This is a genomic window from Planctomicrobium limosum (assembly GCF_051465645.1).
Lineage (GTDB): Bacteria > Planctomycetota > Planctomycetia > Planctomycetales > Planctomycetaceae > Planctomicrobium.
On record NZ_CP195790.1, the window covers coordinates 3,114,751 to 3,130,084 of the forward strand.

General features: G+C 53.1%; 10 protein-coding genes. 4 read left to right on the forward strand and 6 right to left on the reverse strand.

Annotation, left to right across the window (positions count from 1 at the left end):
• The first annotated feature begins 109 nt into the window (after positions 1 to 109).
• Positions 110 to 1,024 (forward strand): hypothetical protein, encoded by a 915-nt coding sequence (locus SH527x_RS11650; RefSeq protein WP_437190848.1) that lies wholly within the window; start codon positions 110 to 112, stop codon positions 1,022 to 1,024.
• Positions 1,025 to 1,216: 192 nt separating this feature from the next.
• On the opposite strand, the gene SH527x_RS11655 is transcribed toward SH527x_RS11650, so the two are convergent.
• On the reverse strand, positions 1,217 to 2,212 hold the full coding sequence (locus SH527x_RS11655) for a DUF1559 domain-containing protein (protein ID WP_437190849.1): 996 nt from the start codon (positions 2,210 to 2,212) through the stop codon (positions 1,217 to 1,219).
• Positions 2,213 to 2,445: 233 nt separating this feature from the next.
• Here SH527x_RS11655 and SH527x_RS11660 point away from each other — a divergent pair, with 233 nt between their 5' ends.
• Positions 2,446 to 2,892, forward strand: coding sequence for a hypothetical protein (locus SH527x_RS11660; RefSeq protein WP_437190850.1), 447 nt, complete (start codon positions 2,446 to 2,448; stop codon positions 2,890 to 2,892).
• A 12-nt stretch (positions 2,893 to 2,904) separates the two neighbouring features.
• On the opposite strand, the gene SH527x_RS11665 is transcribed toward SH527x_RS11660, so the two are convergent.
• The 3 genes from SH527x_RS11665 to SH527x_RS11675 all read right to left on the reverse strand — a co-directional run bounded on the left by SH527x_RS11665 (position 2,905) and on the right by SH527x_RS11675 (position 8,581).
• Entirely contained in the window at positions 2,905 to 5,448 is a 2,544-nt protein-coding gene (locus SH527x_RS11665) for a heavy metal translocating P-type ATPase (protein WP_437190851.1), read from the reverse strand.
• Positions 5,449 to 5,756: 308 nt separating this feature from the next.
• Positions 5,757 to 6,944: a TlpA family protein disulfide reductase gene (locus SH527x_RS11670; RefSeq protein WP_437190852.1), complete on the reverse strand. Its 1,188-nt coding sequence runs from the start codon at positions 6,942 to 6,944 to the stop codon at positions 5,757 to 5,759.
• Positions 6,945 to 7,363: 419 nt separating this feature from the next.
• A complete protein-coding gene (locus SH527x_RS11675) occupies positions 7,364 to 8,581 on the reverse strand; it encodes a phosphoglycerate kinase (protein WP_437190853.1) in 1,218 nt (405 codons plus the stop codon).
• A gap of 429 nt (positions 8,582 to 9,010) precedes the next feature.
• Here SH527x_RS11675 and SH527x_RS11680 point away from each other — a divergent pair, with 429 nt between their 5' ends.
• Both SH527x_RS11680 and SH527x_RS11685 read left to right on the forward strand, forming a co-directional pair.
• Complete coding sequence (locus SH527x_RS11680; RefSeq protein WP_437190854.1) at positions 9,011 to 10,513, forward strand: leucyl aminopeptidase; 1,503 nt, start codon at positions 9,011 to 9,013, stop codon at positions 10,511 to 10,513.
• 220 nt (positions 10,514 to 10,733) lie between these two features.
• On the forward strand, positions 10,734 to 11,027 hold the full coding sequence (locus SH527x_RS11685) for a hypothetical protein (protein ID WP_437190855.1): 294 nt from the start codon (positions 10,734 to 10,736) through the stop codon (positions 11,025 to 11,027).
• Positions 11,028 to 11,072: 45 nt separating this feature from the next.
• On the opposite strand, the gene SH527x_RS11690 is transcribed toward SH527x_RS11685, so the two are convergent.
• Positions 11,073 to 12,137: a metallophosphoesterase gene (locus tag SH527x_RS11690; RefSeq protein ID WP_437190856.1), complete on the reverse strand. Its 1,065-nt coding sequence runs from the start codon at positions 12,135 to 12,137 to the stop codon at positions 11,073 to 11,075.
• Between the two features lie 228 nt (positions 12,138 to 12,365).
• Positions 12,366 to 15,278, reverse strand: a complete 2,913-nt coding sequence (locus SH527x_RS11695) for a hypothetical protein (protein ID WP_437190857.1) — start codon at positions 15,276 to 15,278, stop codon at positions 12,366 to 12,368.
• Positions 15,279 to 15,334: the final 56 nt, after the last annotated feature.

The window sequence follows — 15,334 nt, forward strand, 5'->3', positions numbered from 1 at the left end:
AGTGATGCAAGTACAATCGAACACATTCGAAACTGCCAATAGAGCCACCGACTCTGAACATCGAATCGATTGCCCCTGACGTCACGGTGTTCGTCACGGAGAAACTCACTTGGAAACTGCGTCCACTGCAATCAAACCGACTCAAGGACGAGGCTGGGCTGCCTTTGGTCTCCTCGTCGGACTCTGGTTGCTCTACGAAGCCATCATTGTCGGAGCAGGAAGATCGTATGTCACGGAGTTAAACGGGCACCTGAGTCAGGCAACATACAATGACTATGTCGCCGGTTCCTCCGAGTTCAGCCTGTCCCGAACGATAGGCGTCTGGGTGGCAGCACTCATGACACTCTGCGCGTTCTCGTTTCTCTACCGCGATAATCCATTCTATAAGTTTGCGGAGGCTGTCTTTGTCGGGACATCGGCCGCATACATCATGGTCGTCAGTTTCTGGACCGTCGTGATTCCGACGCTCCTCGCCAAGCTCTGGCCAGCATGGATTCAATCATGGGCACTCCCAGGTATCCCGATCGTTCGGGACGAAAACTGGTGGCTCTATCTCATCCCACTTTTACTTGGTGGAATGCTGCTCTGGCGACTTTCTCCTAAAGGAGCATGGATTGCCCGCTGGCCTCTGGCCTTCATCATTGGATCAACCGCAGGAATTCGATTGATCGGGTTTCTTCAGGCCGATTTCATCAGCCAGATTCAAAATACAATTCACCCTGTGATCGTCACCCACGAGACGGCAACAGGGCTGTCCGGAGTCGCGTGGGGAGAAAGCATTCAACAGATTCTTCTGGTGCTCTGTGTGCTCGCCTCGCTGATTTACTTCTTCTTCTCTGTGGAACACCAGGGTGTTGTCGGACGTGTCTCCCAGATGGGAGTCTGGGTTCTGATGATCACCTTTGGAGCCTCATTCGGATACACCGTCATGGGGCGAATCGCGCTACTGGCAATTCGATTCGAGTTCCTCTTCGATGACTGGCTCTGGCTGATCGACCCCACTGGCAGCCGAACGGCCCTGTAGATCAACTCACTGAAAAGGAAAAACTCGGCAGGGACAGTCCCAACCGAGTTCGAAAACAACATCAGGTGGAATGAATCACGAAGCCTGACGATGCGCCAGAGTATTTCCCATAGATCATGCTATGTCTCTGGAACCCGTCATTATGCCGGCAGGGAACGTGCTGCGCGGCCACATGCTCGCGACCGATACGGTCTAGAATTCTCCGACGACATTTCCGTCCTGACGATTCCCGAGATTCTGCCAAGTCGCGAGGTTAATGTTCTCGCTGACGAACCGCACTGAACCATCGACGAGCATCGCCTGAACTCCGCCTGCATGCTTACTTCGTGCCGCAGTATTCACATAGACGTCGAAGCGTTCGCAGTCGATTGTCGTCGAATTCGGGGTAATAAGCGTGCCGAACTGCCAAGTCGAAGTCTGGCCATAAAGCCATGAAAACCCTCGACGAGTCCGAAGTGTTCCCTGTGGACAAGTTGGAGTGACGTCTGAAGATGATTCAATGATGTCACCACCAACAACGCACTCGGAAACTGCGAGTGTATTGGAAGTCCCGTCAGGAATTTGCGCGAAGGTGATTTTGCTGTTCGCTGCGAAGACTCCACGCTCGCTTCCGTTATTCAACACCATTCGTGCCCATTCTCCATTCCCGGCGATATACGATCCATGCTGACTGGCACTCGCTGTTGCATTCCCGTTTCCGTGCAGCCGAGTCGATGTTCCAATGCAGGCGACATAATTTCCTGGGGCATAGTTCGACTGACCGGTGTTGCCACGAGTTCCCCCATCACTTGGGCATCGATAAGCAGGCAGATCGGCATTCTTCACGTTATTTGGATCGTAACCTGCCACATTGCTTTGGCGAACAAAGTCAACCTGATTGTAAAGCGGCGTCTGATCGATCATTGGAAGAATACGCGTCAACCAGGTTGTCCGATTCGAAGCAGACGGGCCAGTTCCGCCGAGATCAGCAAACAGACAACCAATCGGCAGGCAACCGAAGGTGTCCAAATAGTTATGCAGAGCAAGGCCGATTTGCTTGAAGTTGTTCTTACACTGAGTTCGTCTGGCTGACTCGCGAGCCTGTTGCACTGCCGGAAGCAGCAAGGCAATCAGAATCGCGATGATCGCGATCACAACAAGCAGTTCAATAAGCGTAAATCCACGTTTCCGACTGTGTCTCAGCAACATTGCCCAGGCCCTTCTAAACTAATTCCACAATCCAAATTGTCACCGGCGAGCTTGACGGCGCACAAATTCAAAAACAGAATGCAAACAGAAGACGCATCTACACATGTTTACGGATATGTTGTCAGTACGTCAACAGTGATCACTTGACCACGCATTCAGTCCCGACGGGGATGCCTCTGAATCGGCGGCGCACAGATACAGTTCAGATTTTGGGTTTCAAACAGGGCAAATCGATGCAGACGACGATCAGCAGCAAGATCCATCTCAAGTGGTTCGCCGGAATTATCCTGAGTATGAGTCTGGCCGGATGTGGTTCAGGCGAAACGATTCCCCGAGCAACAATCAATGGCTCAGTCACGTTTGATGGGGCCCCAGTCAATGAAGGAGTCATCATGTTCATCCCCGTTGTTGGGGTGAAAGGGGCTCCAGTCCAACTCAACATCAAGGACGGGACTTACAACTCCGCCACAGACTCAGGCGACAAGCGTGGCGTCGTCATCGGTAAGAACGACGTGCGCATCATGGCCACCCGACCAAGCGGGAAGAAAGTGAAGTCCCCTGACAACGAAATGATGGACGAGATCGTTCAGTACATTCCTGCCAAGTACAATGAGAAGACGGAACTGCAACTGGAGATCAAAGCCGGGGCGCAGGAACACAACTTCGAACTGAAGAAGTAGATCGAAAGCCTGTTAGGTCCGCTTGGTACTGAGGTCGAGTCGTTGCAGACGAAGTGAGTTTGCGATCACTGAGACGGAACTCAAACTCATTGCAGCGGCCGCGACCATCGGGCTCATCAACACCCCCAGGAACGGGTAGAGAATCCCTGCGGCAATCGGAACTCCGAGCACATTGTAAATGAAGGCGAAAATCAGGTTCTGGCGAATGTTCGTGATTGTCGCTTCGCTGAGTCGAATCGCCTTGGAAATTCCTGTCAGATCCCCTTGAACAAGTGTCACACTGGCACTTTCAATGGCAATATCCGAACCGGTTCCCAATGCAATCCCGATGTCTGCCGCTGCCAATGCCGGGGCATCATTAATGCCGTCACCGGCCATTGCAATCACACGCCCATCGGCCCTCAACCGTTGAACGTACTCCTGTTTTCCTTGAGGAGTCACACCTGCCTCGACATCATCGATTTTCAATCGGTCTGCAACAGACCGAGCAGTCACAGCATTATCGCCTGTCAACATGATGACACGACGCCCTAAGGAATGAATCGCCTGAATCGCGTTGGGGCTCGACTGTTTAATGGGATCTGTAATCGCAAACGATCCGGCATACTCCCCCTGCACCGCAACATCGATGATCGTTGCTCCGCGCTGACGCAACGGGTCCATACGGAGTTGGTGATCCGCTGGCAAAACCACTCCCTGATCCTTCAGAAGTCCGGCTCGACCAATCAGAACCGGCAATCCTTGAACCGTCGCCTGAACACCACCTCCAGTAATGGATTGAAACTGGGTCGCTTCAGGGATCGTGATCTTCCGCTCTTTCGCAGCCTGAACAAGACACTTTGCGAGTGGATGTTCACTGTGTTGTTCAACGCCTACCGCCAGTTCCAACAGGGAATTTGGGTCTTGCCCGGAAACCGGAAGTGTTTCCGTGAGAGTCGGCATGCCTTCCGTCAGTGTTCCCGTTTTATCCACGATGATCGTGTCGACTTTGTGAAGCTGTTCGAGTGAAGCAGCGTCCCGAATGAGAATTCCATTCTGCGCCCCACGACCAATTCCAACGGTCACAGACATGGGAGTCGCCAATCCCAATGCACATGGGCAGGCCACAATCAGGACCGACACCGCATTAATGAACGCATATGCCATCCGGGATTCCGCTGGCCCCCAGATCATCCAGGCAATGAAAGTCACAATGGAGACCGCAATCACAATCGGGACGAAGTAGCTGGAAACCGTGTCTGCCAATCGTTGAATCGGAGCCCGACTGCGCTGAGCCTGAGAGACCAGACTGATAATGCGAGACAACGTCGATTCCGACCCGACCCGTTCCGCAAGAAAATCAAACGCTCCCTGCTGATTCACGGTTCCACCGATCACAGAGTCCCCAATTCGCTTCGACACCGGCATCGGCTCGCCAGTCAGCATGGACTCATCAACATGACTTTCACCAGATTGAATCACACCGTCGACAGGCACCTTCTCCCCTGGAACGACACGCAGAAGATCACCGATCTGAACGTCGGCTAATGGAATCTTCTCCGCAACTCCATTTCGAACAACCAATGCGAAATCTGGCGCCAGCGAGAGCAGTCCTCGAATGGCTCCCGTCGTCTGATGGCGTGCATTGAGTTCCAGAACCTGTCCTAACAAGACCAGCGTGACAATGACTGCCGCAGCCTCGAAGTACAACGGGACGTGTCCATGCTCAAGAAATGATTCAGGGACTGCACCGGGAAACAACAACGCAAAAAGGCTGAAGAAATATGCTGCCAGCGTTCCCAGCCCGATCAACGTAAACATGTTCAGGCGGCCGGTCTTCAATGAGGTCACAGCCCGTTGCAGAAACGGCCATCCACAATAGAAAACAACCGGAGTCGTCAGCAGACACTGCGTCAGATGAGAGAAGGAAGTTGAAACCCATTTTGAAATCGGAATTCCAATCATTGGTCCCATCGCGAGAACAAAGACAGGAATCGTCAGATCCACAGCGATCAGAAATCGCCGCCTCATCGAGACGAGTTCCGGGTCATCGGCGGGCTCGACTGAGACCGTTTTCGCTTCGAGACTCATCCCGCAAATGGGACAGTCCCCCGGCTGCGACTGCTCAATCTCCGGGTGCATCGGACATGTGTAAACAGTTTTGACGGAGTCCCTGTCAGGAACGGCGAGATTGCGTTCCAAGGCCATGCCGCAAATCGGACAAGCCGCCGGTACATCACTTTCAACACCGGGGCACATCGGGCAAATGTATTTCGCCTGAGACGATGTATTTGCTCGCGGAGTCTCCGCCCCCATTCCCCCATGACAGCAGGCTCCATGAGCTGGCGCGCCGTGCTGATGTGCAGTCCCCTTCTCAAGAACGGGCAATGAGCCTCCCGGTCGTGGAGAAGCAGCGAGCCGCCCGGTATCGAGCGAGAGCAATTGATCCGGAGCAGGCGCCTTCAAGAAGGAATCATGGCAGTATCGGCTACAGAAATAATAAGTCTTGCCATCACGCTCTCCGCTGAGAGCCGTTGCTGGATCGACTGTCATCCCACATACCGGATCGATCGCCATGAGATTGCCTGTTCCAGACCGCATTGCTCTGACAAGTGATCCGCTGCAGACTCCTCGTCTGTTGGATTTGCTGCGAATCAGACACCTGAATCCCAATTATATGCCAACTCAATCGACTTCCCAGTCGACAAAACGAAACCCAACATTTCTTGCAGAGAACCATCTTCTAATCGTCGTCTCTAAAAGAAAGACAGGCATTGCAAACGCTGTGTTCGCAATGCCTGTCACGAGATTCAAATTGATCTTCTGCGAGTCCACATCAGACTGCCTTCAAGGGAAATGAAGACATGAGCAGGACCAGCCGAAAATTACTTCTCGGCCTTTGGAGGCAGAGGTCCCAGCAGCTTTTCGAGCTCTTCGTCGAGAGCAGGCCCACGCAGGCTCGTGCTGATGACTTTTCCTTCGCGATCCACAAGGATCATCGTAGGAATTGCACTGATACCGTAATGGCTTGCAATCTTGTTTCCCCAGCCAGAACCATCTGACTCTTCGAACAGGATCGGCCACTTGACTTCTCGGGCCTTCACGAATGATTCCAGTTCAGCTTTGTCGGTGTCCAGGCTGATGCCGACAACTTCAAAGCCCTTTGGCTGATATGCGGTGTAGAGCTCTTGCAGGTGTGGAAGCTCAGCGACACATGGACCGCACCAGGTGGCCCAGAAGTCAACCAGAACAACTTTGCCCTTCAGGCTGTTGATGTTGAAGGCTTCGCCGCCCAGGGTCTTGCCGTCGACCAGAATCGGATTCCCTGGCAACTGCAAGCGACGGACAGTTCCTTCAAGGCTGGTGACGAGGTCAGCGAGACGCTCATCTTTACGTTCTTTGATCGCTTCGACGATCGCTGCAAAAGACGGAGCAGCAATTGGAGAGTTCGTTCTCTGAAGCATCTCGCCAGCGGACATTGCCAGCTGGATTGTGAACTGCAGGGCAGCTCCATCTTCCTTTGAAACAGACTTGATCTGCTCAATGATCTTTGCGATCAGTGCTTTCTGGCCAGCCTCGTCGAGCGTCGTCAGATTTTCAACTTCCTGCTGCAACTGGAAGCGGGTCGCCAGTTGTGGAACTCCAGCACGTTTGCTGGCCTGCAGTTCCTTCAGGAATGTTTCGAGCTTAGCTTTTGCTGTTTTATCACCCAGGTCGTTCAGTACCGACAAGACCTGCAGTTTCAACTCGGAAACACTGATATAAAACTCGTCGCCAACCGGACGGGCAAGTACCGTCGTCACAGCGGTGTCGACTTTATTCAGGTGAGCAACGAAGCCTTCTTGAGACTGAGCTTCCGGCTGTGTCTGAACGAGACGCTGCAGAAACATCTGCAATGCTTTCTCGTCGTTCGATTCCGGCACAGCAAACAGGTCTTCAGTCCCTGCTGCAGCAGGAGCGGCAGGTGCGATTGGTTTCAGAGTATCGTCTGACCATGCCTGTTCCGAAATCAGGTTGACCGCCATAGCCGCAGTGCAACACACGACTCCCAAGGCAAAACGAGGACGAAGCATGAGGAGGTCCTGAGGCGAAATCGAATGCCAGTCAATTTCAATTGGGTGGAGCCGTTAAGTCGGATTGGCAATTCCGGGGTTCACTCACGGCGATTGCATGAACAGTGATGAATTCCAGAGCCACAGAGATTGCTGCTGTCACTCACATTGAATGAGTTTGCAGCCAGCTCTCCCCGTTTCAGCTCGTCGAGAATTCCGCCTGTTTGAGTGCCTGACAGGTCAGAAATGCCGACACAAAATCCACAGCCTGATCATATGATCCGTTCAGCAACTAAGATAGATCTCGCTGAATGGAACGCAATCATTTCGTACAAATTCATCAGCCGATGCTGAATACTCAGGTCCAGTAAGACGAAGAGCCCCTGCAAATCGCAGAGGCTCCTCATCACTGAAACACATTCGCTCGCGAATCAATCCGCTTACGCTTCGTCGAGCACTTCGACCGGCTTAAAGCGTTTCCCCTCAAGCATTTCGAGACTTGCACCACCACCGGTGCTGACGTGCGTCACCTGATCAGCAAATCCGAGCTGTTGAATCGCTGCAGCACTGTCGCCGCCGCCAATAATGCTGATTGCAGATGAATCCGCAATTGCCTGAGCGACCGCTTTTGTCCCGGCATCAAATGGGGACATCTCGAAGACGCCCATCGGGCCATTCCAGATCACTGTGCCAGCATTTGACACAATTGCTGCGTATTTCTCCGCAGTCTTAGGCCCGATGTCCAGCCCTTCGAATTCGTCTGGAATCTTGCCAGCGTCGACGACAACTTTATTGCAGTCTGACTTGAACGCATCGCCGCAATGAGTGTCGAGTGGCAGAACCAGCTTATCACCGCCAGTTGCGATCAGCTCCTTGGCGAGTTCGACTTTATCTTTCTCGACAAGGCTCTTCCCGACACTGCCGCCCTGGGCGAGCGAGAAGGTGTAAGCCATTGCCCCACCGATCAGCACCTGATCACACACGGTGAGCAGATTCTTGATCACCTTAATTTTGTCAGAGACTTTCGCTCCCCCAACAATCGCCACGAACGGACGTTTTGGAGACGAAATGGTATCGCTGAGATACTGGATCTCTTTCTGAACGAGGAAGCCGACAACCTTTGGCTTCCCTTCCATCAGAGACGGAACAGTGTACATGCTCGCATGAGCACGATGGCAGGTTCCGAATGCGTCGTTGCAATAGATGTCGCCGAAGGAAGCGAGCTTGGCAGCAAAGGCCTTTTTGGCTTCGAGCTGTTCTGGGGTCGCTTTCTCGTCCTTTAACTCTTCTTCTGGATAGAAGCGGACGTTTTCGAGTACGACGACTTCACCTGCTTTCAGAGCAGCGACCTTGGCTTCAGCATCCGGGCCAACTGCGTCCGCAGCAAACGTCACTGGACTGCCGAGCAATTCTCCCAATCGAATCGCGGCTGGCTTCAGGCTCGCTTTGGCGACGAAATTTCCATCTGGTCGTCCCAGATGGCTCATCAGCACAACTTTCCCACCACGGTCGAGAACAGACTTAATCGAAGGCAGAGCCATTTCAATACGGCGGTCGTCGGTGATTTTCAACTGATCATCAAGAGGAACATTGAAGTCCACTCGCATCAGTACCGTCTTACCCTGCACGTCAATGTCTGCGATGGATTTCTTCGCCATCGTGAATTCCTTCAGCGTCACTAAAAGAAAAATTCAATCGAGTCCAGCAGGCATTGTCGCAGACGCATAAACATGCATCTGTGTCATCCAATTCAAACCCCGTCAGGGTTCCCTGCCGTCCTGATTTCAAAATCATCTGATTCCATAATGCTCCCGATGGGCGCACGCCGGTGTCACAGCAGAGTAATTCACAACGGACTTTGGAGCAAACTGGTCTGGTCGAATTCGAGCCCGAGTCAACCGGATTCACCGCAATGAACCTGCAGTTGAGGCAGCATTCTCATCCAGACCTCCTTCATTTCTTCCCAAGCGAGATCACAATTCACAGATCCCAGTGAAATAACGGGATCGCATCGAACAATTTCTTTTCGATATAATCCCCCAGAGGTTGTCCCTGTTCACTTTAGTGCGAATGAAAAAGAAGCTCACATGTCTGTTGTTCTGCCTCAACTCTCCAGCAATTCCCTGAACACAGTTCAATCCGATTGGCTTGTCATCGGCGTTCCGGAACAGGCCGAGTTCCCTGTCGAAATCGCAGAGGTTGATACCGCGCTCAGTGGAACACTCAGCACACTGCGCGAGCGAGGAGAACTCACAGGCAAAGCAGGTGAATTAACTGTCCTGCCTGTTGCTCCCGGCATTGCCGCCGAACGTGTGATCGCCATTGGCGTCGGTCCTATCGAAAAGCTGACTCTGCAGCGATGGGAACAGTGCCTGTTGACCGCCGCCCGCAAAGCCGCCGGAACAGCGAATAAATCGATCAGCATCGCCATTCCACAGGTGGTTTCCGATAAGCTCGGAGCGGATACCGCCGCACAGATCGCAGCTTACTCAGCGCTCGTTGGGTCATCAGGGCAGGCACTCTATAAAGCCGAAAAGGACCGATTTGCGTTCAAGGAAATCTCCATCAACGTCGGCGGAACCAGTGTCTCCCCGGCATCGCTGGAGCGGGGACGAATTCTGGCAGAGTCAGTGAATCTGACGAGAGAACTGGTGAATCGTCACCCGGAAGACCTCGTCCCGGATGTTTTTGCCAGCCGTGCCGTTGAAGTCGCCACCGCCGCTGGGCTGGTTGGAGAAATCTTCGATCTACCACGCCTGCAGCAGGAAAAGATGGGGGCTCTTCTGGGAGTTGCCCGTGGTAGCGAACATGACCCACGTGTCGTCGTGCTGAGCTACAACGGCGGGGGCGAAGGAGCACCAACTCTCGCTCTGTGCGGCAAAGGAGTCACATTTGACAGCGGTGGACTCTCGATCAAGCCTTCAGACAGCATGATCACCATGAAAGGAGACATGGCCGGAGCCGCAACCGTTCTCGGTGCCATGTCTGCCATCGCCCGTCTGAAACTTCCGGTCAATGTGATCGGCGTCGTCGGACTGGTTGAAAACATGATTGGGCCACACTCCTACAAATTGGGTGAAGTCCTCACCGCAAGAAACGGGACCACCATCGAAGTCCACAATACGGACGCAGAAGGTCGACTCGTTCTGTCCGACGTGTTGTGTTACACCGCCGAGCAGAAACCTGCCTGCATCATTGATCTGGCAACTCTGACCGGCGCCTGCGTTGTGGCTCTCGGAATGGACATCTCCGGAGCGTTCACAAACAACCAGGACGTCTGTGACAGTCTCCTCGCTGCTTCCAAACGAACAGGGGAAGACATCTGGCAATTGCCAATGCTCGAAAGCTTCAATGAGCAGCTGAAATGCGATTTCGCTGACATCAAAAATGTTGGAACACGCTGGGGCGGAGCGATCACAGCAGCGAAGTTTCTCGAACGCTTCGTGAACAACATTCCGTGGGTGCACCTGGATATCGCTGGTCCTGCGTTTGCAGAGTCCGCGAAGCCATATCGCGACGTTGGAGGAACCGGGGCAACACTGCGAACACTCGTGGAGTTCGCAGAGAAGTTCGAAAATCCGGCCAAGTAAGCGATCAGGCAAATCAGTCTCAACGTTCTGTCAGAGCCCGCTCTGACAGAACGGATTTCGTTGAGACGCCAAATTGGTTCACATACACACTTGCACGGTTGCTCTCATGGATCATCATGAAAGCAACCGCTTTTTGTATGCAGTCGGATGAAGAGGAATTCCAGTCTCGACGCCAGAAAGACAGACGAATTCGAACAGGACTTGTTCGAGTGCGGCCATCATGAATACGCCTCTCATCGAGAAACAATCTCCGACACAGCCGAAGAGCGAACCGGCCCGAATCCCGGATCGCTCCATCTGGCTGAATATCGAAGCATTCATTGAGAGAATGTTTATCCTGCTGTGCCTTTACACACTGTCAATCGGGCCGATGTACTGGGACTGGCTCTCTGGACGACAGGCTAAAGGGAATCGCTACATTGCCGCGTTCTATGAACCGCTCCGAATTGCAGGAGAGTTCTTTACTCCCTTCGGGGAATGGCTGAACTGGTATATTCGCTTCTGGATTCTTTAATCACAGAAGCGAACACACGACCTGATCCCGCTGACCAGTCTCAATCTAACCGATCTTCGCGAGCGATAACTGGAATTGATTCTGGGAAGATTCGTTCCGTGACTTCAAGACCGGTGAATAGTCATAGACCAGAACAGTCTTGCCGTCTGGTTGGAACTCCAGCAGTCGTAACCATCCGTCGCCCCCTTTGGGCTTCATCTGAAAATTCACCAGCATCTGATGGACGTCACGTTGCTTGGGTGTCTGCGTGATCAATCGCCCGAGCCCATCTCCAAGAACATGACCATTGAGAGTCATGATGAAGTTCTCGTGGCGACTCACCAGTTGGTTCCACAGCTCTTCTCCATCCAGTACATCATCGCCAGTGGATTTCGCGACCCCATAAGCGTGTGGATTCCAGTTCTGTTTCGTCCCGTACTTCTTCCAGTCATAGCGAGTTTCGTCGAAGTACATGTAAGCATGGGTAATCAGAATGGCTTCATGATCTTGATGCTTCGCCGCGATCTCGTTTGCCCAGCGAACAACATCTTTGCGTGGGCCAAACTCCAATGCGATCACCAGAAACTTTCGTCCACCCGCCGAGAAACGGTGATAGCTGTTCTCCGTACGCTCAGGTTCGCGATCATACGTTCCGCCAAATGTTGCCTGTTCCTGAAATCGGGCGACCGGGAAGAACTCGCTCATTCGTGACTGTCGATCAGAACAGCTTCCCCCTTCGCTGTAATCGTGATTCCCTGGAACCATGGCATACGGAATCTTTCCATGCAGAACGTCCATGGAAGCAACAGCATTCTTCCACTCAGGCTCTGAACTGCGATTCGTGATGTCCCCGAGATGCAGGACAAAGGCGATATTCCGACGCTGCTGTTCTGCAGCCAGCCAGCTGGTTTGAGCCGTGAACGTCTGAGGAAATTTCTCTGAGTAATTCTGAGTGTCCGGAAGAACGGCGACAGTGAACGATCCAGGCTTGGGAAGCGGCGGTTCTCCATTAACAAGCACGGCGTCGGCATATGGTCCGTCTGCGGCATTCGCGAGGCTCGGCCATAACAGTCCTGCTGACGCCAAAGTGACTGCACTTGTTTGAAGCCATTCACGTCGTGTTTGAAGCACGTTCGCCACCTCATCTGGTTGAATGTCTCGATCAGCTTGGTCAGACAGGCTTGGTTCATAGAGTGCAGGCCCCTCGGCCCACGTTCAACTGACCACGTGCATTCAAGTGTACACAGATCGGCGTAGACGCCAGTTTGACAACGACGACATTCACAGAAATTTCACAGAGTATCCCTGCAGCACTGATGCGCTGCAGGGATCGAAATTTCGGGCATGAGAGGAGCTTATTTAAGCCGCATTCGCAGAGGGAGGATCAGGGAGAACTGTCGGCACTTCTGCTGCCGACTGCCATGCCTGCTCGACTCGCAAGACGAGATCACGGATAACCTGCTCCACTTCAATCCGTTCACGATGCCATTGATCGCGTTCCTGCTGACAGACGTGTTCGCGTAGCTTCAGTTCCTGCAGTTGCTCAGTGAACAACGTTTCGCGTTCGCACAATCGCGTTTCCCGCTGCTCCATCCATTCAGTGAATCGAGTTACAACTTCACGATATTGTGATTGCTGACTGGAGAGAACACGCTGCGTCCTCTCCATTGCCAGAATCTGCTCGCTCAACAAGACGACGACGTCATCGAGCGATGGAGCCGAATCATCGGCTGCTTCGCCCAACGGATCAGGTCGAGTTTCGAACTGACTTAAAACGGAATGGAAACGCTCCAGCAACGGGTTTAGCTGCCCGCAAATCTCAATAAACTGATTGGTCTCAGTGACGAGCCGCGTTTGCTGTTCGTCGAGCAGTTCACGCTCCCTGAACTTCATTTCAACAAACTGCTGACGTTCCGAAAGCAACCCCTCGCGCTGCATTGCGAGTAAGTCTTCCGTCTCTTTTCGTTGACGTTCGAAAAGCTGCTGTTCATCAGCCAGGCATTTCTCACGCTGACTCATCAGATCACGGAAACGACGAATCTGCGACAGCCGCAACTGGACGGACTGCTCGACTTTTTCCGCCCAGACTCGATGCTGCTGTTGTTGCCATGCAATCGTGTCCTTCTGAGAAACCAGCTCCTTTCTGGTTTTCTCAAGGTGAGACTCGTGCAGAGTGAAACGCTTCTGAAAGTCGACTTCGCGACGCTCAAGTTCTGCTTCACGAAGATCGAGCTTTGCCAGCCGTTCCCGACTGATCTCTTCCAGTTCCTGAAGATGTTCGCGGCGTTCAGTTCGGCGATGTTCAGCCCATTGCTGATTTAAACGATCCTGTTCTTCGCGCTGCCCATGTAACTCAAGACGCTCTCGATGAATCGCATTCTGCTGCTCTTCGATCTCGCTGAGAATCCGCACTCGTTCCTGTTCGATCAGCTTCCGACTTTCTTCTTCGTGTCGGATGATCGTCTGCTGTCTGGTCTCCTGCTGCTCAACGAACTGGTTCTTTGCAAGTTCAAGATCTGCCTGCATCGACAATTCGGACGTGGCGATTGCCTGACGAAACTCGTTCTTTTCGGCTTCGAACTTTGCCTCAAACTCTGCCTGCAGTCGATTGGAGGATTCCTGCAACGACGCCTTTTCTTTGATGACTTCATCAAAAAGGCGTTCGTATTCAAGAACCAGCTGTTCACGTTCTGCAATCAACGCGGCACGGTCTGCGGCCAGTTGATCCTGCTCCGCCACCAGCTTCTGCTGTGACTCGACGAGGACCGTACTTCGCACGGTTTCCAGTTCAGCACGTTCAACACGAAGTTGTTCCTGTTGCTCCAGCAGCGAGCGTTCCACCTGTTCCAGATCGGACACCCGAGTTGCAAAACTCGATTCCAGCTGGGCGAGCTGAGCTTCTCTTTCCGCGAAATCCGCCTGACGAACCGCTTCCGCTTTCTGCATCTCTTCAGCAAATCGCTGCTGCAATTCCTGTTCAAGAAACTGCCGCTCTTGCCGAAGTGCTTCTCGCTGTTCGCGAATCTCTTCCGCCTGCTGCGCCAGCGCACCGGTTCGTTCGAACAACGAGGCTTCGGCGGCTTTCAGCTGATTTTCGCGGTCAGTGAGAACCTGAACACGTTCAGCTTCTCCCTGCAGTTTCGATTCCGTCTCAAAGAGCAGCCGTTGTTCCGACTCCAGCTGAGCTTCTCTGAATCTGGCTCGCTCTAACTGCAACTCCGCTTCTTGAGCCTCACACTCCCCCTGTAGTCGTGCAATCTCCTGATGTCTCGCATCAAGCAATGATTCTGCTTCAAGCTGGCGTTGCTGCAGTTCCGCAAACAACAGTGCGTACTCTGATTCCTTCTGCTGTAATGCACGCAGAGCTTCGGCATCCTGCTGGAAACGTTGCTGAGCCGCCGATTCGAGTTCGGCAAGCTGCTGCTGTACGGCAGCGAATCGAGATCGCTCGACCTCAAGTTCGGCCTGTTGCGACTGGTAGTCTGCCTGTAACCGGAGAATCTCTTGAGACTTCAACTCCAACGTCTCTTCGGTCTCCCGTTGCCGCCGTTGCTGGTCCGCGAGTAACTGCGAATACTCCGCTTCTTTACTCTGCAGCAGCTTCAGCGACTCGGAGCCTTCTGTTGCTCGTTGTCGTGATTCCTGTTCGAACTTCGTGCGCTCCTGCTGCACTTCAGCAAATCGGGATCGCTCGACCTGAAGCTCATCATGATGAACGCGGCACTCATTCTGCAGACGCGTGATCTCCTGAGATTTGGAAGCCAGTTCCGCTTCCGCTTCGCGCTGACTTCGCTGCATTTCAGCAAGCAAACGTGAGTACTCAGTTTCCTTCTGCTGTAATAATTTCAGAGACTGATCGTCCTGAATCGCCTGCTTGCGTGACTCCTGTTCAAACTTCGCGCGCTCCTGCTGCACCTGCATCTGGAGCTGCCGCAGTTCTTCAGCCTGGCGAACAAGTGATTCCGACTGTTCTCGAAGGCGGTTCTCGCTGTCTGCCAGTTGTCGGTCACGCTCGTTGAGCTTGCGTTCCGCGGCAGAGATCTTTTCAGCGAGTTGCTGACCTTCGCGTTTTGCAGCCTGTTGCTTCTCAATGAGCGAACTCAACTGGGAGTTCAATTGCTGCTCGCGCCGATCCAGTTCTGCCAGCTGCAATTGCAGGTGCGTCACGAATCTGGCAGCCTGAGACAGCTGCTCTGAGGCGTATTCTTCCGAGACCTGATCTCCAGACCCATTGCGATTCAGATCGTTGCGATGAAAAATCTGTGTGGCCATTTGAGGGGACTCCCTTCCCCTGATTTTTTACCGCGATGCACTTCATTTGAATGACG